This window comes from Sulfitobacter sp. SK011, from assembly GCF_003352065.1.
In the GTDB taxonomy this organism is placed as follows: domain Bacteria; phylum Pseudomonadota; class Alphaproteobacteria; order Rhodobacterales; family Rhodobacteraceae; genus Sulfitobacter.
This window is the reverse complement of sequence record NZ_CP025803.1, coordinates 918,719-941,724: the sequence shown is the minus strand read 5'-3', so window position 1 is coordinate 941,724 and position 23,006 is coordinate 918,719. Positions and strand designations below refer to the sequence as shown.

The 23,006-nt window shown below is 58.6% G+C and carries 20 protein-coding genes; 8 read left to right on the top strand and 12 right to left on the bottom strand.

Annotated features, from left to right (window positions below):
- Positions 1–2: 2 nt before the first annotated feature.
- From C1J02_RS04555 to C1J02_RS04540, 4 genes are read right to left on the bottom strand one after another with little or no spacing between them, the layout of a single operon-like run.
- Positions 3–749: an SDR family oxidoreductase gene (locus C1J02_RS04555; protein WP_114877532.1), complete on the bottom strand. Its 747-nt coding sequence runs from the start codon at positions 747–749 to the stop codon at positions 3–5.
- Positions 746–2,218 carry a carnitine 3-dehydrogenase gene (locus C1J02_RS04550; protein WP_114877531.1) on the bottom strand — a complete coding sequence of 491 codons (1,473 nt, stop codon included), beginning with the start codon at positions 2,216–2,218 and terminating at the stop codon, positions 746–748. Before C1J02_RS04550 ends, C1J02_RS04555 begins: the two co-directional genes overlap by 4 nt.
- The gene (locus tag C1J02_RS21110) at positions 2,215–2,754 is read right to left on the bottom strand and encodes a lipocalin family protein (RefSeq protein ID WP_254693202.1); all 540 of its coding nucleotides are present in this window, start codon (positions 2,752–2,754) and stop codon (positions 2,215–2,217) included. The genes C1J02_RS04550 and C1J02_RS21110 overlap by 4 nt, the downstream gene beginning before the upstream one ends.
- The gene (locus C1J02_RS04540; RefSeq protein WP_114877530.1) at positions 2,751–3,662 is read right to left on the bottom strand and encodes a 3-keto-5-aminohexanoate cleavage protein; all 912 of its coding nucleotides are present in this window, start codon (positions 3,660–3,662) and stop codon (positions 2,751–2,753) included. The genes C1J02_RS21110 and C1J02_RS04540 overlap by 4 nt, the downstream gene beginning before the upstream one ends.
- Before the next feature lie 95 nt (positions 3,663–3,757).
- Between C1J02_RS04540 and C1J02_RS04535 the strand changes: the two genes are divergently transcribed.
- Entirely contained in the window at positions 3,758–4,702 is a 945-nt protein-coding gene (locus C1J02_RS04535; protein WP_114877529.1) for a GlxA family transcriptional regulator, read from the top strand.
- Between the two features lie 6 nt (positions 4,703–4,708).
- Here C1J02_RS04535 and C1J02_RS04530 read toward each other — a convergent pair whose 3' ends face one another.
- The 3 genes from C1J02_RS04530 to C1J02_RS04520 form a co-directional block, all read right to left on the bottom strand.
- Positions 4,709–5,716, bottom strand: coding sequence for a 2-dehydropantoate 2-reductase (locus tag C1J02_RS04530; protein ID WP_254693201.1), 1,008 nt, complete (start codon positions 5,714–5,716; stop codon positions 4,709–4,711).
- Positions 5,706–6,611, bottom strand: a complete 906-nt coding sequence (argF, locus tag C1J02_RS04525) for an ornithine carbamoyltransferase (protein WP_114877527.1) — start codon at positions 6,609–6,611, stop codon at positions 5,706–5,708. The genes C1J02_RS04530 and argF overlap by 11 nt, the downstream gene beginning before the upstream one ends.
- A gap of 75 nt (positions 6,612–6,686) precedes the next feature.
- Complete coding sequence (locus C1J02_RS04520) at positions 6,687–7,862, bottom strand: aspartate aminotransferase family protein (RefSeq protein ID WP_114880372.1); 1,176 nt, start codon at positions 7,860–7,862, stop codon at positions 6,687–6,689.
- 721 nt (positions 7,863–8,583) lie between these two features.
- On the opposite strand from C1J02_RS04520, the gene C1J02_RS04515 reads away from it, so the two are divergent.
- Complete coding sequence (locus C1J02_RS04515) at positions 8,584–9,153, top strand: GcrA family cell cycle regulator (RefSeq protein WP_114877526.1); 570 nt, start codon at positions 8,584–8,586, stop codon at positions 9,151–9,153.
- Positions 9,154–9,320: 167 nt separating this feature from the next.
- Here the strand turns inward: C1J02_RS04515 and C1J02_RS04510 are convergent, their stop codons facing one another.
- Positions 9,321–11,099 carry an EF-hand domain-containing protein gene (locus C1J02_RS04510; protein ID WP_114877525.1) on the bottom strand — a complete coding sequence of 593 codons (1,779 nt, stop codon included), beginning with the start codon at positions 11,097–11,099 and terminating at the stop codon, positions 9,321–9,323.
- Positions 11,100–11,374: 275 nt separating this feature from the next.
- Between C1J02_RS04510 and C1J02_RS04505 the strand changes: the two genes are divergently transcribed.
- The 6 genes from C1J02_RS04505 to mdoH all read left to right on the top strand — a co-directional run bounded on the left by C1J02_RS04505 (position 11,375) and on the right by mdoH (position 20,432).
- A complete protein-coding gene (locus tag C1J02_RS04505) occupies positions 11,375–12,991 on the top strand; it encodes a thiamine pyrophosphate-binding protein (protein WP_114877524.1) in 1,617 nt (538 codons plus the stop codon).
- Positions 12,975–14,183 carry a CaiB/BaiF CoA-transferase family protein gene (locus C1J02_RS04500; protein WP_114877523.1) on the top strand — a complete coding sequence of 403 codons (1,209 nt, stop codon included), beginning with the start codon at positions 12,975–12,977 and terminating at the stop codon, positions 14,181–14,183. Before C1J02_RS04505 ends, C1J02_RS04500 begins: the two co-directional genes overlap by 17 nt.
- 194 nt (positions 14,184–14,377) lie before the next feature.
- Positions 14,378–15,727, top strand: coding sequence for a tetratricopeptide repeat protein (locus tag C1J02_RS04495; RefSeq protein WP_114877522.1), 1,350 nt, complete (start codon positions 14,378–14,380; stop codon positions 15,725–15,727).
- Between the two features lie 30 nt (positions 15,728–15,757).
- Positions 15,758–17,023 carry an OpgC family protein gene (locus tag C1J02_RS04490; RefSeq protein ID WP_114877521.1) on the top strand — a complete coding sequence of 422 codons (1,266 nt, stop codon included), beginning with the start codon at positions 15,758–15,760 and terminating at the stop codon, positions 17,021–17,023.
- Positions 17,023–18,549, top strand: a complete 1,527-nt coding sequence (locus tag C1J02_RS04485) for a glucan biosynthesis protein (protein WP_114880371.1) — start codon at positions 17,023–17,025, stop codon at positions 18,547–18,549. Before C1J02_RS04490 ends, C1J02_RS04485 begins: the two co-directional genes overlap by 1 nt.
- Entirely contained in the window at positions 18,546–20,432 is a 1,887-nt protein-coding gene (gene mdoH / locus C1J02_RS04480) for a glucans biosynthesis glucosyltransferase MdoH (RefSeq protein WP_114877520.1), read from the top strand. The genes C1J02_RS04485 and mdoH overlap by 4 nt, the downstream gene beginning before the upstream one ends.
- 13 nt (positions 20,433–20,445) lie before the next feature.
- On the opposite strand, the gene C1J02_RS04475 is transcribed toward mdoH, so the two are convergent.
- From C1J02_RS04475 to C1J02_RS04460, 4 genes are all read right to left on the bottom strand, one after another.
- The gene (locus tag C1J02_RS04475; protein ID WP_114877519.1) at positions 20,446–20,889 is read right to left on the bottom strand and encodes a rhodanese-like domain-containing protein; all 444 of its coding nucleotides are present in this window, start codon (positions 20,887–20,889) and stop codon (positions 20,446–20,448) included.
- 50 nt (positions 20,890–20,939) lie between these two features.
- On the bottom strand, positions 20,940–21,464 hold the full coding sequence (locus C1J02_RS04470; protein WP_114877518.1) for a YHS domain-containing (seleno)protein: 525 nt from the start codon (positions 21,462–21,464) through the stop codon (positions 20,940–20,942).
- Positions 21,465–21,591: 127 nt separating this feature from the next.
- Positions 21,592–22,374, bottom strand: coding sequence for an SseB family protein (locus C1J02_RS04465; protein ID WP_114877517.1), 783 nt, complete (start codon positions 22,372–22,374; stop codon positions 21,592–21,594).
- Positions 22,367–22,954 carry a uracil-DNA glycosylase family protein gene (locus C1J02_RS04460; RefSeq protein ID WP_114877516.1) on the bottom strand — a complete coding sequence of 196 codons (588 nt, stop codon included), beginning with the start codon at positions 22,952–22,954 and terminating at the stop codon, positions 22,367–22,369. Before C1J02_RS04460 ends, C1J02_RS04465 begins: the two co-directional genes overlap by 8 nt.
- Between the last annotated feature and the right edge of the window lie 52 nt (positions 22,955–23,006).

The window sequence follows — 23,006 nt, the reverse complement described above, 5'->3', positions numbered from 1 at the left end:
GGTCAGACCTTTGGATCAGGGTTCTCCGTATGCCCATCAACGGCGATCACCTGCCCTGACACCAACCGCGCCGCGTCCGAGCCCAGAAACACCGCCATATTCGCAATATCGCGGGCCTCAACGAATGACCGCATCGACGTGCCGACCGCGTAGCCGTCATAAACTTGATCGCGGGTCATGCCCTTGGCTGCGGCTTCGCGTGCCAAGACGCCTTCCATGCGCGGCCCCTCGACCGCACCCGGACAAATCGCATTGGCGCGAATGCCAAACGGTCCCAGCTCCATCGCCAGCGTCTTCATCAGCCCGATCATGCCCCATTTTGCCGCCGCATATGGCGCGCGGTTCGGATAGCCAAAAAGACCCGCAGTGGACGAGGTGACCACGATAGAACCGCTGCGGGCTTTTTTCATCAAAGGGGCTGCATATTTCGCCGCCAGAAAGGCCCCCTCCAGATTGACGCTGACACAGGCGCGCCAATCGTCCAGCGCCACATCTTCGACCAATGCCGTTGGCCCCGCAATACCCGCATTTGCGCACAGCACATCGAGGCCATCAAGCTGTGCAAACACCGCCCGCATGTCCGCCTCGTCTGCCGCATTTGCCCGCTCCGCATGCCAGTGATCAGGACAGGCCGCCAGCGCGGTGGCGTCCACGTCCGTCACCCACACCTCAAAACCTGCGGCGTCAAACCCTTCGGCCATGGCGCGCCCGATACCGGAGGCCCCCGCCGTAATTAAACACCGCTTCACCGTGGCGCACCGATGGCACGACCAAGCCCAATTGGTTTCGGCAACCGGCCATGGCCCGCCGCAAACCGTCCCAATGCAGCCTCAATCGCCGAACTGGGTGTTGATGGCTTGCGGGTCTCCAGCGACACATGCAGCAGAAAATGCTCACCCGTCGCCAGCATCCGCTCCCCTTCGCGCATCTCGTGCCACAGGTGCATCTTTTTGCCCGCGCCCTCGATCACGCGGGTGGTGATGGTGATGACAGCACCTGCGTGCACTTCGTCCAGATGGCGAATGTGGGTTTCGGCCGTGAAATAGCTGCCACCACTGGAAATATAGGCCGCATCGCAGCCGATGATCTCCATGAACCTGTCCGTTGCATCAGCGAAGGCATGCAGATACCGCGCTTCGGTCATGTGTCCGTTATAATCCGTCCAATCCAGCGGCACGGTGCGGTGGGCGGTCAACACAGGTTCATCCGCACTCAGGTCGTCCGCGACTGCGCCCAACGCCGTGCCATGGCGCATCATTTTCTCCTGAATGTTCAGCAACGCCCCCGCGCCCCAATCCTGCGCTTTCAGCCCCCGCATCATCGTCACCAGATTGTTGTCGCGGATACGTTCCAATTCGCGGATCGAATGATGCCCTGATTGCGCATCCGACTGACCTGCAATCAGGTCCACCAATTCATCGGTAAACTCCGGCACATCCATCAATTTGGTCCACGGCCACTGCAAACAGGGGCCAAACTGCGCCATGAAATGTTTCATGCCTGCCTCGCCCCCCGCCACGCGGTAGGTTTCAAAAAGCCCCATCTGCGCCCAGCGGATGCCAAAACCATAGCGGATCGCGTTGTCGATTTCCTCGGTAGTGGCGATGCCGTCTTTGACCAGCCACAAGGCTTCACGCCAGACCGCCTCAAGGAACCGATCCGCCACATGGGCGTCGATCTCTTTTTTCAGGTGGAGGGCGTACATGCCCAGTGACGCGAATATGTTCTTGGCGCGGTCAATCAGCGGCCCGTCAAACCCCTCGCGCGGGACCAGTTCAACCAGCGGCAACAGGTAAACCGGGTTAAACGGATGCGCGACCATGATCTGATCGGGGCGCGCCATGCCTTCCTGCAACTGGCTGGGTTTAAACCCCGAAGTGGACGAACCAATCACCGCCTCTGGGTCACAGGCCTGCTGGATTGCGCCAAAGGTCTTGTGCTTGATGTCCAGCCGCTCTGGCACGCTTTCCTGAATCCAGCTTGCCCCCTGAACCGCTTCCTGAATGGAACCATGAAAGCTGATCTCGCCCTCGTCGGGCAGCGCCACATCGGTCAGCCCCGGCAACGACCTGCGCGCGTTGCCCATCACTTCGGCAATCTTGCGTTTTGCTTCCGGGTCCGGGTCAAACACCCGGACGTTCCAGCCGTTCAACACAAACCGCGCGGCCCACCCGCCTCCAATCACGCCACCACCAATTATTGCTGCTGTCTTCGTCATTTTAGCACCCGTAGTTGGCTCACATCGTAGCCATTGAAATCCAAAATCTCCCGCGCCGCCTTGATCCGGTCAGCACCGCCTTTAGGGCTGCGGTCCGCGATGAAACCGAACCGTCCGTTGGGCGTGCCGATCACCGCGGTACGGAAGCCTTCGTCCACCCATAACACCCAGTATGCGTGATCATCCCAATCCAGCGTGAACCGCCCCTGCCCAATCATGGTGCCCAAGGTGGCACTTTGTTCAGCACCGGATGCGCCGGATGGCTGGCCGCTCGTTTCGGTCCAGGTAAACGTGTCACCCGCCCCCGGCATCACGGTAAATCCGGTCAGCGCGCGTTCGGTGGGGAAATACTCCCGCACCGTCCAGACACCCGCAAACCGGTTCAGATCAAACCGCGAGGTTGCGCCAATCAGCGCATTGGTGTCGCGGTAACCATCGACATGTTGCACAGGGGCCGTACAGCCGACCAAGATGACCAACACCGCACCGACGATAAATCGGCGAAATACCGACGGTAGGCCGCCGTCCAAAATCACGGCTTCGGAGCCCGTTTTTCCAGCCCCAGTTTTTCACGGACTTCGGCCGGGCCAATCACCCGCGCGCCCATATTTTCGATGATGGTGCCCGCACGTTCGACCAGCTGCCAGTTTTCGGCCAGTTGCCCTTTTGCAAGCCACAGGTTGTCCTCCAACCCCACACGCACGTTGCCCCCGGCAAGCACCGCCGCCGCGACATAGGCCATCTGATTGCGCCCCAGCCCAAAGGCCGAAAACGTCCAGTCATCGGGCACATTGTTGACCATCGCCATGAAGGTATTGAGATCATCCGGTGCGCCCCACGGCACCCCCATGCACAGCTGAACGAGCGCGGGCGCGTCCAGCACACCGTCCTTAACTAGTTGTTTTGCATACCAAAGATGGCCAGTGTCAAATGCCTCAATCTCGGGCTTGACGCCCAGATGCGTCATCATCCGCCCCATTGCCGTCAGCATACCGGGCGTGTTGGTCATCACATAATCGGCCTCAGCGAAATTCATCGTGCCGCAATCAAGTGTGCAGATCTCGGGCAGGCATTCGGCGATATGCTGCACCCGCTCAGAGGCTCCGATCATATCTGTGCCCTCAACGGGCGGCATCGGATGTTCGGTTGGCCCAAAGATGATGTCGCCGCCCATGCCTGCAGTCAGATTCAACACCACATCTGTCTCGGATTCGCGGATACGTTCGGTCACCTCACGGTATAATGCCAGATCCCTGCTAGGCTTGCCGGTTTCGGGGTCACGCACGTGGCAGTGCACAATCGCGGCACCCGCGCGTGCCGCCGCAATGGCGCTGTCCGCAATCTGCGCGGGCGAGCGTGGCACATGCGGACTGCGGTCCTGGGTGCCGCCTGATCCGGTGACGGCGCAGGTAATGAAAACCTCATTGTTCATGGTCAACGGCATGGGCGGTGTCCTTTGTCTGGGGGGCAGTGATTGCGTTTGGCCGCATCTTGGCGCAGGTTCGCGGCCATAACTTTGCATAAAGCGAACCAACTTTGATGAAATCCGCAAAAATCAAGACCAGCCACGTCACCCTTCTGGTGCTGGACGGCTCGAACACCCTGTCTTTCGCCGCCGCCGTCGATCCACTGCGCGCGGCCAACCGACAAGCTGGCGCACCCCTTTATGACTGGCGTTTTGCCACCCCGCGGGATCACCCGGTGATGTTGACCAGCGGGCTGCCCATCCCGGCATCACCCATTCACAAAATCGAACAAACTGACCTTCTGCTCATCGTTGCAGGCTTTGACCTTGAGGCCCAATCTACCCCCGCGCTCAGCGCCAGCATTCGCCGTATCGCAAGTACCGGCGCGACCATAGCTGGCATTGACGGTGGCCCATGGGTGATGGCGCGCGCGGGCATTTTGGATGGCCATCAAGCCACCTGCCATTGGGAAGACATGGAAAATTTCGCCCAAGAATTTCCGCAGGTGGAGCTGGTGAACAGCCGGTTTCAGATCAGCGAGCGCAGACTGACCAGTGCCGGGGCGGCCCCGGCGATCGAGATGATGTTGCATCTGGTGCGCACCCGCCATGGTGGCTCCCTCGCCGCTAAGATTGCCGCCACCTTTATCTATGATCTGGCAACCCCGACTGCACGACCGCAAACCCGCCGCACCGCGCTGCCCCATAATGCGCTGACCGCGCGGGCCCATGCGATGATGGAAGCCGCATTGGACAGCCCCCTGCCGATCCGTACACTCGCGCGCCGATTGGGTGTCAGTCCGCGCGCCTTGCAGGTTCAGTTCAAGGCGCGTCTGGCCACAACACCTCAGGCGCATTACCTGTCGCTGCGCCTTGCCGAAGCAGAACGTCTGGTGACGCAAACGGCCCTGCCCCTGCAAGATGTCGCACTGGCGACAGGGTTTGGATCGCAGGCCAGCTTTGCCCGTGCATTTCGCGCAGCGTTTGGAAAATCGGCAACGTCGGCACGGCGCAGGTAGCAGGCCCTAGATTTCGCGGCGCAGTGCCTTGACAGGCAGGTTCGGCAGGCCCTGTTTGGCGGTTTCTGCCAGCTTCATCACGTCAACCACCATCGCGCTGATCGGTGTCGCAAGGCCGGCTTTGACCCCCATCCGCACCACCTGACCCTGAAACGCGTCGATTTCAGTTCTGCGCTTTGCCATCAGGTCATAGGACATCGACGTGTGCGCCTGTGCATCAATCGTCAGCATCGATGTCGCGACACAGGTAAAAAGCGGCGTCGGCAGCCGCAAGATCGTGGGGATCAGACCCACAGGCACAGGCATTGCCGACGACGGCTCTATGCCGCTGGCCGTTAAAATGCGCAGCGCCTCGGCCCATTGGTCCGCCAGCAATTTGCGCCATCTGCGGTCGCGCAATTGTTTTTGCAAGGTCAGACCACTCAGCGCGTTGAGCGCATTGTTGAGGTTCATCAGAAACTTGCCCCATTGGATCTGGGTGATATCGGCCGTTTCCTCTATCGCCAGTTGCGGCACGCGCAATGCCTGGGCCAATGCGCCGCTTCCGGCCTCGATCATGATATCCCCACTGCTCGCGCGGTGAAAACAACCCTGCCCCATCGGCACAACATTGAAGGGCACCATGCCTGCGCGCACATCAGAATTGGCCAGCACAGCGCGCAGTGTTTCAGCATTTTCAGTCCCGTTCTGGAGGCTGATCACGCGGGCCTGCGCTGGCGCATGGGCCGCTATGGCGCGGGCCATCGTCGCGGTATCACCAGATTTTACGGTCACCAGAATAATATCCGCATCCACAAAACAGGTTGGTTTGTCGGTCAGGGTCAGACTCTCGACATCGACCCGTTGGGCCATGCCGTCGATATCCGTCAGGGTCAGCCCATGCGCGCGGATTTCATGTGCAATCCGCGGTCGCGCCAGCAAGGTGATGTTATGGCGTGCCGCCGCAAGGACGCCGCCCACAAAACAGCCGATGGACCCAGCACCAGCCACCACGATATGCGGGTTACTTACCAAGGCACCAGCGCATGATTGCCTTTTGCGCGTGCAAACGGTTTTCGGCCTCATCAAAGATCACCGAATGGGGACCGTCCATCACGGCACTTGTTGCCTCATCATCGCGGTGCGCGGGCAGGCAATGCATAAACAGCGCATCCGGTTTGGCCCGCGCCATCAGCGCATCATTGACCTGATAACCGCGCAACTGGTTGTGACGCCGTTCACGCGCCGACTGCGGATCGTGCATCGAGACCCATGTGTCGGTCACCACCAGATCGGCACCTTGAACGGCTTTGTCCGGGTCACGCTCAATCGTATAAAGCCCCGCGAGCGAGGCCTCGGGATCAAGCGGGGGCGGACCTGTGAAGGTGAGGTCAAAATCAAATTGTTTGGCCGCATGGGCAAAGCTGGCAAAGACGTTGTTGCCGTCGCCGGACCAGACAACCTTCTTGCCTTTGATCGGGCCGTTATGTTCCTCAAACGTCATGATATCGGCCATGATCTGACAGGGGTGCGTGCGGTTGGTCAGCCCGTTGATGACCGGCACCGTTGCATATTCGGCCATGTCCAGCAGCGTTTGTTCTTCAAACGTGCGGATCATGATCAGATCGACATAACGTGACAGCACCCGCGCGGTGTCGGCGATGGTTTCGCCATGGCCCAGCTGCATGTCGGCCCCTGACAGCACCATGGTTTGCCCACCCATCTGCCGCACGCCCACGTCGAATGAAACGCGGGTACGTGTGGATGGTTTTTCAAAGATCAGCGCGACCATATGATCTTTCAGAGGCTGATCGTCGTCCGGCGCGCCTTTCGGGCGACCTGCGCGGGCGGATTTCATCTCAGCGGCATTGTCGATGATGCCCCGCAGGTCGGTAGGTGATGTTTCGTGAATGTCTAAGAAATGCGTCATTGATGTTCTCTATCTGAAAGCTTTCGAAGGCTGACTGCCCCCGGAAGCCAAAGGAATATGTACGGCCAAAAAGGGTTACGGCGCGCTCAGGCTGGCGGCGGCATCGTCCAGTCGCGCAATGGCTTGGGCGATCTCTTCGTCCGTGATGGTTAATGGCGGCAAAAGGCGGATCACATTGTCCGCAGCCGGAACCGTGATCACTTCATGAGCGTAACCTGCCGTCACGATATCAGTATTGGGTGCCTTGCATTTTAGGCCCAGCATCAGGCCAGCCCCCCGCACGCTTTCAAACACGTCAGGATGCGCGGCAATCAATCCTTCGAGCTTCTGACGCATGAGGCCCGCTTTGCGGTTTACCTCGGCCAGAAAGGCAGGGTCCGCGATGATGTCCATCACCGCACAGCCGACCGCACAGCCCAAAGGGTTGCCGCCATAGGTGGAGCCATGGGTGCCTGCGGTCATGCCGCTGGCGGCGTCTTCGGTGGCCAGCACCGCCCCAAGGGGAAAGCCGCCACCAATGCCTTTTGCGACCATCATGATGTCTGGCGTCACGCCGGCCCATTCATGGGCAAAAAGCTTGCCCGTGCGGCCCACGCCGCATTGCACCTCGTCCAGGATCATCAGAATGCCATGTTCATCACACAGGTCACGCAGGCCTTTCAGGCAGGCGTCCGGCAAGGGGCGAATGCCGCCTTCGCCTTGCACAGGCTCCACCATGATGGCGCATGTCGTTTCCGTGATCGCCGCCGTCAGCGCATCGTGGTCGCCAAACTCAAGGTGCACAAAACCGGGCAAAAGCGGGCCAAAGCCCTTGGTCATCTTCTCAGACCCCGCCGCCGCAATGCCAGCCGCAGACCGGCCATGGAACGACCCGGAAAAGGTGATGATATCGGTCCGGTCCGGCTGACCTTTGTCATAAAAATACTTGCGCGCCATTTTTACGGCCAATTCGCAGGCCTCCGTGCCGGAGTTCGTGAAAAAAACCGTGTCGGCAAAGGTATGTTCAACCAGCCGATCGGCCAGCGCCTGTTGCTGCGGGATCTGGTAGAGGTTCGATGTGTGCCACAGCGCCTGGGCCTGATCCGTCAACGCTTTGACCAAGGCGGGGTGCGCATGCCCAAGGGAATTCACCGCAATCCCGGCCCCCAGATCAAGAAAACGTCGGCCATCCGCCTCAATCATCCAGGATCCTTCGCCTTTTACAAAGCTCAGGGAGGCACGGTTATAGGTCGGCAGAACAGATGGGATCATCGGGATCATCCTGTGATTGGGCTGCATCAAAACGCCAGAAGGCCATGGGGGCAACAAAGCGTCAATGGGGTTTGGGATAAGAGTGCCAAAGCGTGGCACATGGATCAGCCCCAGATGGGGCAGCGCGGGGCAACGTTAACGGTTGCGTCGTCGGTTTGTATGAGGTGCGCAGGTGATCATGGGACCTGCATAGAGGGCAAAGGCCGGTCGCGTAAAGGGATAATTTCAAGACTGCGGCCATCTGTGCTGTTGCGCATAGGGTAAGTGATATTTGTCAGAAAAATGCGCGGGGTTTGATCTTGTCGTGCGTTGCCGTCTTACCGGTTTGGCAGGCACCATGAGGCGCGCAATGGCTGTTACTGGCCGGACTTGGGATGTGCCGGGCTATTTCTGCGACGTGTTTCTTCAATACATCGGCACCCGCCGGGGCCAATTTTGTCGCCCCCTTCAGCTTTGCAAGCCTGAACTTTGCCGCTCTTTACGATATGTTGTTTTTCAATGTGATACCTGACGGTGGGACCGGGACCGGCGCGGTCCCATCCTGGCCGCGGCGGTGTTGCTGATGCGGCGTGAGGCCGGGTCTTGAGCGTACATCCCAAGGCTCCATCACAGCGCTTGACGGATCAACGCTTGCGCCCACCGCCTGAGAGGGTAAAATGGCGTCTGATTAATGACAAAGCGGTCCGCCGAAATGGGCCGCTTTTTAACTGGGGAACCCCATATGTCCTGGACCGATGACCGCGTAGAGACCCTGAAAAAGATGTGGGGCGAAGGCCAGTCCGCAAGCCAGATTGCAAAGGAACTGGGCGGCGTGACCCGCAACGCCGTGATTGGAAAAGTGCATCGTCTGGGTCTGTCGAACCGCGCCACAACCAGCACGGCCGCCAAGGCAGAAACCAAGGCCAAGCCAGCCCCCAAGGCTGAACCCAAGGCCAAGGCCGCGCCCAAACCGGACGGACCGATCATGCAAACGCAATCGGCAACGCCGCCCAAGCAAAGCCTGCCTGCACGCAAACAAATCATTCCAGCGGGTCAGCCGCTGCCCCCACAGCCGTCAGCCAACGAAATCAGTCCCGAAGCGCTTGCCAAGGTCAATGAGGTTGAGAAGAAGGCCAAAAAGATCGGGCTGATGGAGCTAACAGAGCGGACCTGCAAATGGCCCGTGGGTGATCCCGCAACTGAGGATTTCTGGTTCTGCGGCCTGCCTGTGAAACAGGGTAAACCCTATTGCGAGGCGCATGTGGGTGTGGCGTTCCAGCCGATGTCAGCACGTCGTGATCGTCGGCGGTAAGGTGAAACCGAGCCGGATGGCCGTATCGCGAAGGAAGCGTCATTTCGCGCTGGCTTCTCGAATGACTGCTTTATGTATTACCCTAGATCGGGGTCATCCCGCACGATCTGCAGAAATCCTTTGAAAGTACGCCACACCCTGCCTCGACCCGTTACCAGACAGACCGCTTAACGAACAAGGCGGACCTTACCTGACTGTAAATTCACAAGATAAACCCAGCGAGACCCACTATTGCGAAGAGACCCTTGAGGCGGTTCTGCGCGCACCAGTAGTAAGTCGCCATCAATCATAATCGGAACCAAGCGGGGGTTAGGACCATTGCCCGGATCATACGTGTTGATCAGACCGGGATATTCAGTTGAATCTATTTCAAGCTTCGATAGCAACTTCCCAGATGTATCCATTACCAAATAGCCCGAACGACCATGCGGTCCTGGTGTGGCAATCAGCGTTCCGGTCTTGGAGTCAAAAATCAAGCCTCCTGCATCGACATTGTTCATGCTTCTGGCCGACCATTTATTTTTGGCAATGTCGTATCTGTAAAGATACCCCTCGCCTCCAAGCGTAACTCCCCAAATCTGCTGCCCTGCTGGATCATGCGCAGTTCCCATCGGCCAGCTGACCTCGGGCGCTTCAAGTGGCAATTTGTGGAGGACCGTTTTACCGTTTTCATCGACGCCGACAAAACCTTCTTCGCGCAGGGTCCACTTTGAGCCTGGCGCTTGGGTCTTGCTTTCAAATGCGTTTTTCAGCCTGGGAGAAAGTTCCGCCGCTGGCAAGGCCTGAGCCGTCAACTCTGCCTCGACCTCGGTACGTGTCGGTACGCCTGGAGCGTCAGCAATCACGAAACCCTCCTCAGGAGCTTTGTAGGAACCTTGGAAGCTCGTGGCATTTCGAACCCCTGCCGCTCTTGAAGCTGTTTCATGAAATGGCTGAAAACGGTTTCCGCGTGAATTGTAGGCCAGGGGTAAGTCTCGATAGGTCACAGAGACCTTTTCCCCATTCAGGATCACTTCGCCGCGCACACGGTTCCGATCAGCCATAATAACGCTATCCACTTGCGTACCCGTGCTGGTTTCAATGACCCAACGTGTTGGTCGATAGGAGCCCAATACCAGCACTACAGAAACACCAGACCGATCCACTTTGATCGAAACAGGCTCACTTCTGGACAGCCCATCCTCATTGCGGCCTTTACGTGGCTCATAAATCCCGACCATATGTAGTTCGATCGGCAAACCATCCGCATTTGTTGGGTTTAGATCGGTTGCTTCGGTTTCTTCCACGGACAGTGAGAATGTGCCGTTCGTTGCATTCGTGGTGTCCTGGGGTTTGGAGCCCGTTGGCTCCAAAGCCTCGAGCATGCGAAGTCCTTTTAGAAGCTCTTCGACACCGACTACGCCATCTTCATCAAGATCAAACGCCATCAGGTAACCGACGTGATACCGATTCCGTTGCTGACCCGCTTGATCAGTGGCGGCCTTCTTGAGTTCTTCAACGGAAATATCACCATCGTTGTTCAGGTCCGCGGTTCCAAGCAGCGTGACTACTTTAGCGGCTTCATTGCCATACAAACCAGACATCTCTATCTTGCTGATCGCGCCGTCACCATCCAAATCGTAGCCGAGATATTGGGCCAGAAATCTTGCGCGGGCCGTCGCGATTGTCTTCTTCTTTGACGCTTCAATCACTGCTTCAGACAGCGTGCCACGCGGGGCAAGCTCAAAGAACTGTTTCACCGTCAATTGAACAACCTGATCCAACTGGCCTTGCTCAATAAGTGACAGCATCTGCATGACTTGGCGTTCAAGCATTGGGTCACGCGCCGCTGTTTCCAGCAACTTTTGTTGAAGATCAACTGGCGTTGCGGATGCAGTTGTAACAAAAAGCCCGAAGGCCACAGATAAGAATGTTGATGCGATAGGCCGCAGAATTCCAAAGTTCATGATGATGCCTCAAAATATTTTGGTATCAGCGAACACAAAACTATGGCCATTCTTGGGCGCTAGTTGCGTTGGACTAATCAAGTTTTGCGGGACAATTGGCCCCCTTAGATGTCAAAAGCCGACTGCTATGGGAGATACCGCATCGGTAACTATGGGATCACTGCCGACATTCGCACATTGCCCTGCAACAATCCCCACCCAACAGTGAGTTGCACCTTTTTGCGCCCCATGGTTCTAGTACACCGTCCCGCTTGTCGCCCGAAAGGTCTACCCCCATGCCCGATACCATCCGCGCCGCTGATGCTCTTGCCCGCCGTCTTTACGCTGCGGGGTGTCGTACGGCGTTTGGGATGCCGGGGGGCGAGGTGTTGACGGTGATTGATGCGCTGGAAAAGGCGGGCATTCGGTTTATTCTTGCAAAACACGAAAACGCCGCTGGTTTTATTGCTGAAGGCGTGCACCACCGTGATCATGCGCCTGCCATTCTGGTTGGCACCATTGGCCCCGGCACTCTGAACGGGGTCAATACCGTCGCCAATGCCTTGCAAGATCAGGTGCCTTTGATCGTGATTTCCGGCTGCATGGATGCAGATGAGGCGGCGCGCTATACCCATCAGGTTGTGGATCAGCAGGCGGTTTTCCGACCCATCACCAAGGCCAGCTTTTCGCTGACCGCCGGTGCCGCCCACACCATCGCGGACAAAGCTGTTGCCATCGCAACCGAAGGCCGCCCCGGACCAGTGCACATCGACGTGCCCATCTGTGTTGCGGATGCACATATTTCGGCGGATGCCCCGGCACCGCGTGCCCCTGCATCGCCTGCAATACCGACAGGCGCTGATCTTGCAACAGCCCGCAGCTGGCTGGAAAGCGCGCAGCGCCCTGTGATGATCGTCGGTGTGGACGCAATGAACCAGGGGGCCGAGGCCGCGATTCTGGAGTTTGCCGAAGATCACAATGTGCCGGTGATCACCACCTATAAGGCCAAGGGCATGTTCCCCGAAGACCACGGTTTGGCTTTGGGGGGTGCGGGGTTGTCACCTTTGGCAGATACCCATCTGGTGCCCTTCGTGAAAGCGGCTGATCTGATCTTGTGTGTCGGCTATGATCCGATTGAAATGCGTCCCGGCTGGCGCGATGTCTGGACCCCAAAGAGCCACAACATCATCGACATCACGGCGGTGCCGAACCACCATTATATGCACCAATCTTCCCTGAATTTTGTGACGGATTGCACCGCGACGCTAAGGGCGCTGAGTGACGGGCTCGATGTCGTCGAAACCTGGACCGATGGCGAGATTTACAAGCTCAAATCGGCCCTCGCCGACACATTCCGCTCTGATGAAGACTGGGGGCCTGCGGCCATCATTGACACCTGCCGCACCGTGCTGCCGCGCGATGCCATCGCCTCGGCGGACAGCGGCGCGCATCGGATTTTGCTCAGCCAGATGTGGGAGTGTTACGAACCGCGCGCGTTGATGCAATCCTCTGCCCTATGCACCATGGGCTGTGCCGTGCCGATGGCGATTGGCGCGAAACTGGCAAGCCCGGAGCGCACTGTTGTGTCTTTTTCAGGCGACGCCGGTTTCTTGATGGTTGCGGGGGAATTGGCCACCGCCGCGGAACTGAACCTTGCGCCGATCTTTTTGGTATTTGTTGACGCCTCACTTTCCCTCATTGAGAAAAAGCAGCGAGAGCGCCAACTGACTAACCACGGTGTGGATTTTGCCCAGCATAATTTCGCGGCGATGGGTGTCGCATTCGGCGGTGCAGGCGTGACCGTGCGCAGCCGTGGCGCGTTGGAAAGCGCGCTCAAAGATGCGATGACAGCCGATAGATTCACTGTCATTGCGGCTGTAATTGACCGGGGGGCGTATGATGGTCGCATCTAAGGGCGCATTGGACGGGCTTTTTGTTCTCGACCTGAGCCGTATTCTGGCCGGTCCGACCTGCACCCAGCTGCTTGGCGATCTGGGGGCCACGGTCATCAAGATCGAGAACCCGCTGACCGGTGGTGATGACACCCGGGGCTGGGGGCCGAATTACGCGCTGGATGCAGCAGGCAACCGCACGGATCTATCTGCCTATTTCATGGCTGCAAATCGCAACAAGCGCTCTGTCGCTGTGGATATTGCAACACAAGAAGGGCAAGCCACCCTGCGCCATCTGGCCGCCCGCGCGGATGTGGTGATTGAGAATTTCAAACCCGACGGGTTGGTCAAATACGGACTGGATCACAAGACCTTGCTCGCCGCCCACCCGTCTTTGGTCTATTGCTCGATCTCCGGGTACGGCCAGACCGGGCCAAACTGCAGCCAGCCAGGCTATGATCTGATGGCTCAGGGGTTTGGCGGGATCATGTCGATCACCGGTGACCCGGACGGCGTGCCGACAAAGGTCGGTGTCGGCATCGCTGATGTGATGTGCGGCATGTATGCAACCATCGGCATCTTGGCGGCCCTGCGCCACCGTGATGCAACTGGCGAGGGTCAGCACATTGATCTGTCTCTGGTCGACGCGCAAATGGCCTGGCTGGTCAATGAGGGCACCAATTTCCTGACTTCGGGCATTGAACCTGAACGGCGTGGCAATGCGCACCCCAACATCGTGCCCTACGACGCCTTTGAATGTGCCGACGGTCATTTCTTGTTGGCGGTGGGCAATGACGCACAGTTCGCGCGGTTCTCTGACGCCATTGGCCTTGTGGGGTTGTCGGACGATGCCCGTTTCACCACCAATCAATCGCGCATCGAAAACCGCGCGGCCCTGATGGACCTGATCCGGCCGGCAATGCGAAAAATACCCAAGGCGGCTTTGCTGGAGCGCCTTCATGCCGTCAAGGTGCCGTGTGGGCCGATCAATACCGTCGGTGAGGCGCTCACCTCGGATCAGGCAAAGGCGCGCGGGGCGGTTGTGCATATCCCCAAAGGTGATGTTCAGGGCGGCGACCTGCCGTTGTTGGGAAACCCGCTGAAATTTTCGCGCACAAAGATCCGCTATGATCGTGCGCCACCACGGTTTGGGCAAGACACCGACGAGGTTCTTGAAACATGGGGACCCAAAGGCGCGGCAAGACCCAGGTAAACGCCCGCTACACCGCTGATTTTGCGCTATTACCCGCCCATTCTTTGGCGCGGCGCTCATTTATTGACACATTTCTTCACGAATAACTTAAGCGGCTTCACGTTGCCGTGTGACATCCCTGCCTGACGTTCTATGCGGTAAAACTTCGCGTTAGTCTCGTTACTCAAACAGCGTAAAACCGGAAGGCTGAATTGATGACCCTTGATATTTGCGGCGCGCCATTGTCGCTGAAGACACCCGCCGCCCTTGAAGCGTGGAACAAGATGGTTCGGGCCTTTCTTGCACATCAGGCCGCAACACCGCAGCATTTGGGGGCGGTTCTGATGTCTGAGCCTGATTTCGTCATGGGCCATGCGGCGCGCGGGTTATTTTCATTGATGATGGGCCGTTCAGAGCTTTGGCAGGTGGCCGAAGATGCCCGAACAGCAGCCCATGCAGCACGCGCCGGGGGTCCGATCACAGCCCGAGAGCAGGGGTGGTTGACCGCACTTGACCGGTGGCTGGCGGACAGCCCGACAGGCGCTGTCGCCGCCCTCGAAGAGGTGCTGGCCAATTGTCCAAGCGACACATTGTCTGCCAAGGCAAGTCATGCAATCCGCTTTATTCTGGGTGATGCCCCCGGCATGCGCGCGTCAATTGAACGGGTGCTCTCTGCGCATGGGTCTGATCATCCTTTGCGCGGGTACGTGATGGGCTGTCACGCCTTCACACTGGAAGAAACCGGCGATTACACGGCGGCAGAAAAGGCCGGGCGTGCCGGGCTGGTTTATGCACCCGATGATGCATGGGGCCTGCATGCCGTCGCGCACGTGCATGACATGCGCGCCGAACCAGACGCCGGGATCGCCCTGATTGAAACCCACAAAAGCGCATGGGACCAATCCAACAACTTTCGTTATCATGTCTGGTGGCACAAGGCGCTGCTGCATCTGGACCGGGGCGAATTTGATGTCGCACTGGCGCTGTACGATACGCAAATCCGCGTCGAAAAGACTGATGATTATCGCGATATTTCAAATGCCACATCCTTGCTGATGCGGCTGGAGCTTGAAGGGATCAAAGTTGGTAACCGCTGGGAAGAGCTTGCTGAATTCTCGGAAAACCGGGTGGAAGACGGGTGTCTGGTGTTTGCCGATCTGCATTACATGCTTGCCCTTGCAGGGGCCGAAAAAGGCGCTGCAAAACAGGCGATGACCGCAAGGTTTGCCCATGATGCACGCCAGACCGGTGATATGGCATCGCGGGTCGCGGACCCCGGTGTGACGGCGCTTGCGGGGCTGAATGCCTTTGCCGAAGGACGCTATGGCGATGCGTTCGTGAAACTGGCGGATGCGCGCCCAAAAATGCAAACGATCGGCGGCAGCCATGCCCAGCGCGACGTATTTGAACGGATGACCATTGACGCGGGCCTGCGCGCGGGCCATTTCGACGCAACTGAAACGATATTGCTTGAGCGGTTGGCCCTGCGCGCCGGGAACGAAGATCGGTTTACCGCAACCCGATTTGACCGTCTGTCACGTGCGCGCAGCATCCCGGCTCAATAAATTATTTAACCATTGGATCACAGTGCGGCCATGACCCTAGCCGATGCAACCACAATACCGTCCCGCCCTGTCACTGCGCTTGGTGCAATGTCGTCCGTCCGCGTGCGCGACCTGCGCCTCGATTTCTTCCGTGGCATTGCGATGTTCATCATCCTGATGGCACATACGCCGGGCAATTTTTTGACCTCATGGATTCCTGCGCGCTGGGGGTTTTCGGACGCCACTGAGATATTCGTGTTTTGCTCTGGCATGGCCAGCGCCATCGCCTTTGGCAGCGCGTATGACCGTATGGGCTGGCGGCTTGGCTCTGCGCGAGTCGGGTTTCGGGTCTGGCAGGTCTATTGGGCGCATATCGGGCTTTTCGTCGCCGTTGCTGCCCTGCTCGCCGCAATTGATTTCTATGGCGGCTATGACAAGAACTATATCGGGTCGCTGAACCTGTGGAAGTTCTTTGATGACCCTGCGGTGCCGCTGGTGGGCCTTGTGACGCTGACATATGTGCCGAATTATTTTGATATTCTGCCGATGTATATGGTGGTTTTAATCCTGATGCCGGTGATCATGGCCCTGTCGCGTTTGCATCTGGGGCTGGTTGCCGCGTTTGTGATTGTCATTTGGCTGATGGCTCAGGATGCGTTGCTGCAACGGCTGGGGATGGGGCATTTGCATTTAGCCCTTCCCGCAGAACCCTGGTCGGACCGCACATGGTTTTTTAACCCCTTCGGCTGGCAGCTTATCTTTTTCACTGGATTTGCGTTTATGCGGGGCTGGTTGCCCAAGCCGCCGGTGACCAACATATTGATCGCACTTGCCGCTTTTGTGGTGATCGCCAACATCCCACTCTCGAATATTGGTGTCCGCGCCATCGCCCGCGATTGGTTTTTTGTCACCGAATCCGGTAATCCGGTGATTGATGCGCGTCTGGCCATAAAAGGGCTGATCGACAAATCTGATTTTGGCCTGTTCCGCTATCTGCATTTTCTTAGCCTCGCCTATCTGGCGTGGGTAATTGCTGGTGACAAAGGTGCAAATCTATTGGCCCGGGGCACAGGCGCACTTGCCTCCGCATGGGGCGGATTGGTCGCGATCATCCTTAAGGTTGGTCAGCAATCTCTGGCGGTATTTGTGGTGTCGATGTTCACGGCACGGGTGATGGGCTTTGTGATGGACCTGACGGGCCGTGAGGTCCGCACTGTGTTGCTGGTCAACCTTGGTGGTGCTGCGATCCTGGTTGCCACAGCCTATGGTGCGGGATGGTTCAAATCACATCCCTGGCGCAAGAAGGCGGCCACTTGATGCTGCGCCGTGACTTCATAACCTCACTGTTGGCCTTGGCTGCAGTGCCGCGCACCGGACGCGCAGATCAGAAGGGATTGACCCTTGGGGACCAGACCACGCCATTTGACGACACCACTGTCATCAATCTTGCACGGGCGCTGGCAGCAGACGAATATCAGCCACGCCCGCAGGTACCCGAGGGCTGGCGCAACCTGACCTATGACCAATATCGCCAAATCTGGTTTGATGCGCGCAACGCACTTTGGGAAGGCACCCAAGCGCCCCAGCGCGTTGATGTCTTTCCTGCAGGTCTTTATTTCCCTCAGGCCGTTGCATTGAATGTGGTTGCGGGGGGCACTGCCCGGCCCATCGCCTTTGATATGGGGGTCTTTGACACCACCGATCAGTTTCCCGATCTGCAATTGGACAACATGGGCTATTCCGGCCTGCGCCTGCGGGCCGAGCTGGAAAAGCCAGGTATCTTTCAGGAATATGCGGTGTTTCAGGGGGCGAGCTATTTCCGCGGCATCGGAACTGGCGAAACCTATGGGTTGTCGGCACGCGGTCTGGCGCTGAAAACCGGCGATCCGATGGGCGAAGAGTTTCCTGATTTTACCGCATTCTGGCTCGAAACGCCTGAGGCTGACAGCGACACAATTGTGCTGCACGCCCTGCTTGACAGCCCGTCATGTGCCGGCGCTTTCCGGTTTCGGATCACCCACGGTGCGGTGCTGGAAATGAAGGTCAGCGCCCATATTTTCGCCCGCGAAGAGATCAGACATCTTGGCATTGCGCCGCTCACCTCGATGTTCCTGTTTGACGACACCATGCGCCAGCGGTTCTCTGATTTCCGCCCTGCCGTGCATGACAGTGATGGGCTGCTGATCCACAATGGCGCAGGCGAAGTGATCTGGCGCCCGTTATCGAACCCCACCAGCTTGCAAATCAGCGCCTTTGGCGATGCGGACCCGCGTGGGTTCGGCCTGATGCAGCGCAAGCGCGCGTATTCCGACTTTAACGATCTTGAGGCGCTCTATCACAACCGCCCCGCCGTCTGGATCACCCCCGGCGAAGGCTGGGGACGCGGGGCTGTGACACTGGTTGAAATACCGGCTGATCTGGAAATCTATGACAATATCGTGGCTTATTGGCGGCCCGCTGATCCGTTGCCAGCCGGATCTGAACATCAGATGAGCTATACGCTGCATTGGGGTGCTGATCCTGCGGCGGCAACGGCAGATGTGCCTGTCAAAGTGCTTAATACCGCCATGGGCGGGCGGCCTGAGGGTGGCCAGGTCATCGTGATCGACTTTGCCGACAGTGCGGATGTGCCTCAGGATTTGTCAGAGGTCGAGATCGTGTTGCGCGGCAACGCCGGGTCCGTGACCCCGGGGATATTGCAGCGCAACCCGGAAACCAACGGGCCACGCCTTGCCTTTACCTTTAAGCCCGACGGCGCGACCCTGGCCGAATTCCGCGCCCAACTGCGGATGAACGGCGAACCGCTGAGCGAAGTCTGGCTTTATCGGTGGACCGCCGCATGACCCTTTCCGCACCGATCCATCAGAACATGCCGCCCCGGTCACCGCTGGCCATGCAGGCGCAGGATCTGGCTGAGGCCCCTGCCCCCCGTGCGCGCAGCGCAGGACCACGCCGGTCTTTGGGGTGGCGATTCGCGGTGTTTGGTCCCGCCCTGATCGGCACGGCGCTCTTGCTTTATGGTCTTTACGGGTGGTTCGCGGGCAGTGGCATGACCGGACTGGAATGGGCCTTGCTGTCGATGATCGGGGCCACCTTTGTCTGGGTCACGCTGTCTGTCAGCACCGTCGGTGTCGCGGTGGCCGGCATTCTTGCGCGTGAAGACGCAGATGACCGCCCGCCCACAGATGTGACGCCCATCGACGTCGCGCTGCTGGTGCCGATTTATAACGAGGTGCCGTGGGATGTTTTTGGCAATGCAGCCGCCATTCTGGATGATCTGGCGCGGCGCAAAGGGGCACATCGCTATACGCTTTTTGTATTGTCCGACACCGGCGATGACTCAATCGCCGCTCAGGAATGGCAGGCCTTTCAAACCCTGAAACGCGATACACCTGCCACCATCGATGTACATTATCGTCGGCGCGCTGCAAACACCGACAAGAAGGTCGGCAATCTGCTGGACTGGATCACCGGTTGGGGTGCCGCCTACGAAGGGATGGTTGTGCTGGACGCCGACAGCCTGATGTCGGGCCGCGCCATTGAACGACTGGCCTCAGAACTCAGTGCCGACCCCGATACCGGGCTGATCCAGACATTTCCCATGCTGATCGGGGCTGATACGCTTTTCGCACGCCTGCAGCAGTTTTCCAACATTGCCTACGGCTGGCTTCTGGCCGAGGGGCTGGCCCTTTGGGCGCGTCATGAGGGTAACTATTGGGGCCATAATGCAATCATCCGCACCCGGGCCTTTGCCGCCAGCGCTGGCCTGCCGCATCTGACGGGTCGGGGTCGCGATGATCTGATCCTCAGCCATGATTTTGTTGAGGCCGGATTGCTTCGCCGTGCAGGTTGGCGGGTGCGGTTTTTGCCACGTGTCTCTGGCAGCTTTGAGGAAACGCCCGGTACGTTGGTCGATTATGTGCTGCGGGACCGCCGCTGGTGCCGGGGCAACCTGCAACATCTGCGTCTGCTTGGCACCGCCGGGCTGCACCCCGTCTCGCGGTTTCACCTGTTCCATGGCGCAGTCAGTTATCTGCTGTCGCCTGCGTGGTTTGTCCTGCTGGTGGTGTGGTCGCTGCTCGGTAAAGACGCGGACACCAACATTGTCCGCTATTTCAACGAAGCCAATCCGTTTTTCCCTGACTGGCCCCCCGCCATGAGCCATATTGATAGCGCAGTGTTTCTGGTGATCATGTACGCGATGCTGCTGACACCCAAAATCGCAGGTGCGGGCATCATCGCCGCCTACCCAAAAGCGACACGGGTTTTCGGCGGACGGACGGCGTTTCTGACCGCCTTTGCCTTCGAGGTGATCTTGTCGATTGCCTATGCCCCGATCCTGATGATCCAGCAAACCAAGGCCGTGTTGCGCGCCACTTTTTCGCGCAGTGAACTCTGGTCACCGCAGCGTCGCGATGCACGCGGGTATCCATGGGCGATGCTGATCAAGTTTCATTGGGTTGAAACCCTCTTTGGTCTGTTGTTGCTTGCAGGGCTGATCGCCGGATTGATCTCTTTCTGGCTGGTGCCGATTGTGTTCAGCCTCGTTTTGTCTGTGCCTTTATCAGCCCTGTCCGCATTGAACATCGCAGGGCGCGCGCCTGAGGGCCTGCGTCTGGACAGCCCCCATACGTTGCGGGAACCGGGCATCGTGATCCGCGCCCGCGCCGAACGGGCCCTGCTCAAAGGTCAGTTGACTGCAGCCGACAAAGTGCCTGCCGAGTAAGGTGAAAATGGGATTAAGGCCGGGTGACAGGCAACCCGCGCTTGACCCATCCCGGCCCCGCGCCTGAGCCCAACATGCCTTCGGGCACATCAATGATCTTTGTGAAACCGCCGTCGGTCAGTTGTTTGGACAATCTGCGAGAGCGCACACCGCGCGCGCAGATCAAGGCAATGGGTTTGTCTTTCGCCACACCATCCTGTGCCAGCAGCGCCGTTACGAAATCATCGCGGCGCATGTCCAGAGGTACCGCGCCGATGGGCACGCCGGTGCGTGCCCATTCATCCGGACGGCGGATATCAATCAAAGTGATCTGACCCGTCTGGGCCGCTGCCATGGCATCTGGTGCGCTCAGGCTCGCATCATCCACTTGCGCGCCGATGTTGAACCACTCGGCCGCAAATACGCCGCCCAGCCCCAAAAGCGCCACACCGCCCACGACAAAGCCCCGTCGCGTCATGCGCGACGAGGCTGAGGGCCGTTCCGGCTGAGGGAAACCGGGGGACGGGTTCAGTTTACCGGTGCCGCGCTTGAGAACTGCGGAATGGTTGCTGTGGATTTTGGCTCGGGCTCAATCGAAGCCCAGTTGTTCTCAGCCAAGTCCAGGTTGCCGGGAATGTCTTCTTCCCAGAACCCAACGACATTCTTGGTGATGTTGAGATACAGCTTGTCATCCACAATCCGCCACAGGTTCGGATTGCCTGGCACTTTGCCGCCTTTGGAGACACCATAGGCACAATGGCCATCATACTGAGGTGCGTATTTCGCAGGGTCGGCCTCAAACATCGCCTTGTTCTCTTCGCTTGAGAACGCAAATGTCGATCCGTTGTATTCAGCGGTGATCGCCTTGTTGCCGGGCACGCCCTCGGGCTGGGCCTCGCCAACCGGATTTTGCGGCAGGGAGAAATACGCCACAACATCATAGCCGGACACGGCAAAGCCTGTTTCGTCAACGTACTGATCACCGGCAAATGCCTGACCGGCAAAGGTCAGCGCGGTCGCTGCGGCGGCAATGGTAAGGGTGAAGCGGTTCATGTCATGACTCCTGGTTTGATGTGTTCTGACCCAAAGCTAATGAGCCCAATCGGCCTTTGCACCCCACGACCTTGTGACCTCTCGCCGATGTGAGGCGCGGTGACATCCGCCCCCCGATTTGTGCTGATTATTTCAGAATGGGTGGTTTTGCCGGGTCGCTGCCCGGTGGCAGACGCGGTGTATGTTGCAATCCTTCGGTCTGCGGCAAATCAAAGCGCAGACCAACCTTGGCCAATTTCGCGACAGTTGGATCACCGGGGGCAAAAAATCCCACGTCCATCGCGCCCGCCTCAATCCCCGAAAAAGTCAGCGCCTCTGACGCTGCGCGGACCAGCGCATCTTGCGCGCGCGGAATGGCCCCGACAAAAGCCAAAAGATGCCCACGCCCGCCACCCGCGTATTCAACCGCGACCAGCCAGGCCCCTGCGGCCATGCCCGTCGCTGTCGCAAGCTTGGCATCAATCGCGGCAATCAGGCTTTCAGGAAGGTCCTTTGGCGGCAGCACCCGATCAATTCTTGTCTCCACCTCACCGGCCTCATTGGCCAGTGTCTCGCGCAGCCATGCCATCGCGGTGGCCGGCAACAGAATTTCCGAAGGTGCAACGCCAATATTAACGGCCATGCCAAGCGGCTGACCATCCAGCATCCCGGCAATCGCGCGCCCGGACAGCGCCACATATGGGGCCGCATCACCCACATACGCCGCAAGCCGCGCCGAGCGGTCAAACACGATCACATAGCTATCTTCCAGCAGGACCGGATTGATCTGATCGCCATCGGGCTCGGCTTCCAGCAGCACGAACAGTTCCACATCTGCAATCCGCTCGTAAAATCGCAACCGTGCGGCATCATCGTCCGGTGCTGCCATCATCGCGGCATGGGCCTGATCAAGGGGCGTCAATTCAGTCATGCATCACCTTTGCAACGTCCGCGCGCAGTCTGGGCAGAACCTCTGCCTCGAACCACGGGTTCTTCTTTAACCACCCGGTATTGCGCCAGGACGGATGAGGCAAGGCATAGACGCCGTTTTGGTGATCCCGCCATCCCGCTACAGCTGCGGTGACGGTGGTAAATCCCGGCAGATGATATTTCATCGCATGCCCGCCGATTAAAACGGTCAGACGCAGATCTGGCAGCATGCCAAGTGCTGCCGCGCGCCATGTCTTTGCGCAGACGGGCGGCGGTGGCAGGTCGCTGCCCTTGGCATCATAGCCCGGAAAACAGAACGCCATCGGGACAATCGCAACTTTTGATCGGTCATAAAATTGCGCCTCATCCAATCCCAGCCAGTGACGCAGGCGCTTGCCAGAGGCATCCCAGAACGGCGTGTTTGCCTCATGCACTTTCAATCCCGGTGCCTGCGAAGCGATCAAAAGCCGCGCACCGGGCGCAAACCAAACCACCGGATTGGGGTAATGCGCGGTCGCTGTCCTCGCAAAGCGATCTGCACAAAGCGTGCATTCCCTCAGATCATGGCGCATATCTTTCATACAGCAACAGATACACCGACCAACCGGCTTGCCAACCCGCCGACACTTTTTC

What these genes read in the sequence shown, in the direction of transcription:
- C1J02_RS04510 (WP_114877525.1), bottom strand. Translation starts at nt 11,099, where the DNA reads ATGAACTTTGGAATTCTGCGGCCTATCGCATCAACATTCTTATCTGTG.
- C1J02_RS04500 (WP_114877523.1), top strand. Translation starts at nt 12,975, where the DNA reads ATGATGGTCGCATCTAAGGGCGCATTGGACGGGCTTTTTGTTCTCGAC.
- C1J02_RS04465 (WP_114877517.1), bottom strand. Translation starts at nt 22,374, where the DNA reads ATGACTGAATTGACGCCCCTTGATCAGGCCCATGCCGCGATGATGGCA.
- C1J02_RS04520 (WP_114880372.1), bottom strand. Translation starts at nt 7,862, where the DNA reads ATGATCCCATCTGTTCTGCCGACCTATAACCGTGCCTCCCTGAGCTTT.
- C1J02_RS04485 (WP_114880371.1), top strand. Translation starts at nt 17,023, where the DNA reads ATGCTGCGCCGTGACTTCATAACCTCACTGTTGGCCTTGGCTGCAGTG.
- C1J02_RS04540 (WP_114877530.1), bottom strand. Translation starts at nt 3,662, where the DNA reads ATGCCGTTGACCATGAACAATGAGGTTTTCATTACCTGCGCCGTCACC.
- C1J02_RS04495 (WP_114877522.1), top strand. Translation starts at nt 14,378, where the DNA reads ATGACCCTTGATATTTGCGGCGCGCCATTGTCGCTGAAGACACCCGCC.
- C1J02_RS04550 (WP_114877531.1), bottom strand. Translation starts at nt 2,218, where the DNA reads ATGACGAAGACAGCAGCAATAATTGGTGGTGGCGTGATTGGAGGCGGG.
- C1J02_RS04535 (WP_114877529.1), top strand. Translation starts at nt 3,758, where the DNA reads ATGAAATCCGCAAAAATCAAGACCAGCCACGTCACCCTTCTGGTGCTG.
- argF (WP_114877527.1), bottom strand. Translation starts at nt 6,611, where the DNA reads ATGACGCATTTCTTAGACATTCACGAAACATCACCTACCGACCTGCGG.
- C1J02_RS04505 (WP_114877524.1), top strand. Translation starts at nt 11,375, where the DNA reads ATGCCCGATACCATCCGCGCCGCTGATGCTCTTGCCCGCCGTCTTTAC.
- C1J02_RS04515 (WP_114877526.1), top strand. Translation starts at nt 8,584, where the DNA reads ATGTCCTGGACCGATGACCGCGTAGAGACCCTGAAAAAGATGTGGGGC.
- C1J02_RS04475 (WP_114877519.1), bottom strand. Translation starts at nt 20,889, where the DNA reads ATGACGCGACGGGGCTTTGTCGTGGGCGGTGTGGCGCTTTTGGGGCTG.
- C1J02_RS04470 (WP_114877518.1), bottom strand. Translation starts at nt 21,464, where the DNA reads ATGAACCGCTTCACCCTTACCATTGCCGCCGCAGCGACCGCGCTGACC.
- C1J02_RS04490 (WP_114877521.1), top strand. Translation starts at nt 15,758, where the DNA reads ATGACCCTAGCCGATGCAACCACAATACCGTCCCGCCCTGTCACTGCG.
- C1J02_RS04460 (WP_114877516.1), bottom strand. Translation starts at nt 22,954, where the DNA reads ATGAAAGATATGCGCCATGATCTGAGGGAATGCACGCTTTGTGCAGAT.
- mdoH (WP_114877520.1), top strand. Translation starts at nt 18,546, where the DNA reads ATGACCCTTTCCGCACCGATCCATCAGAACATGCCGCCCCGGTCACCG.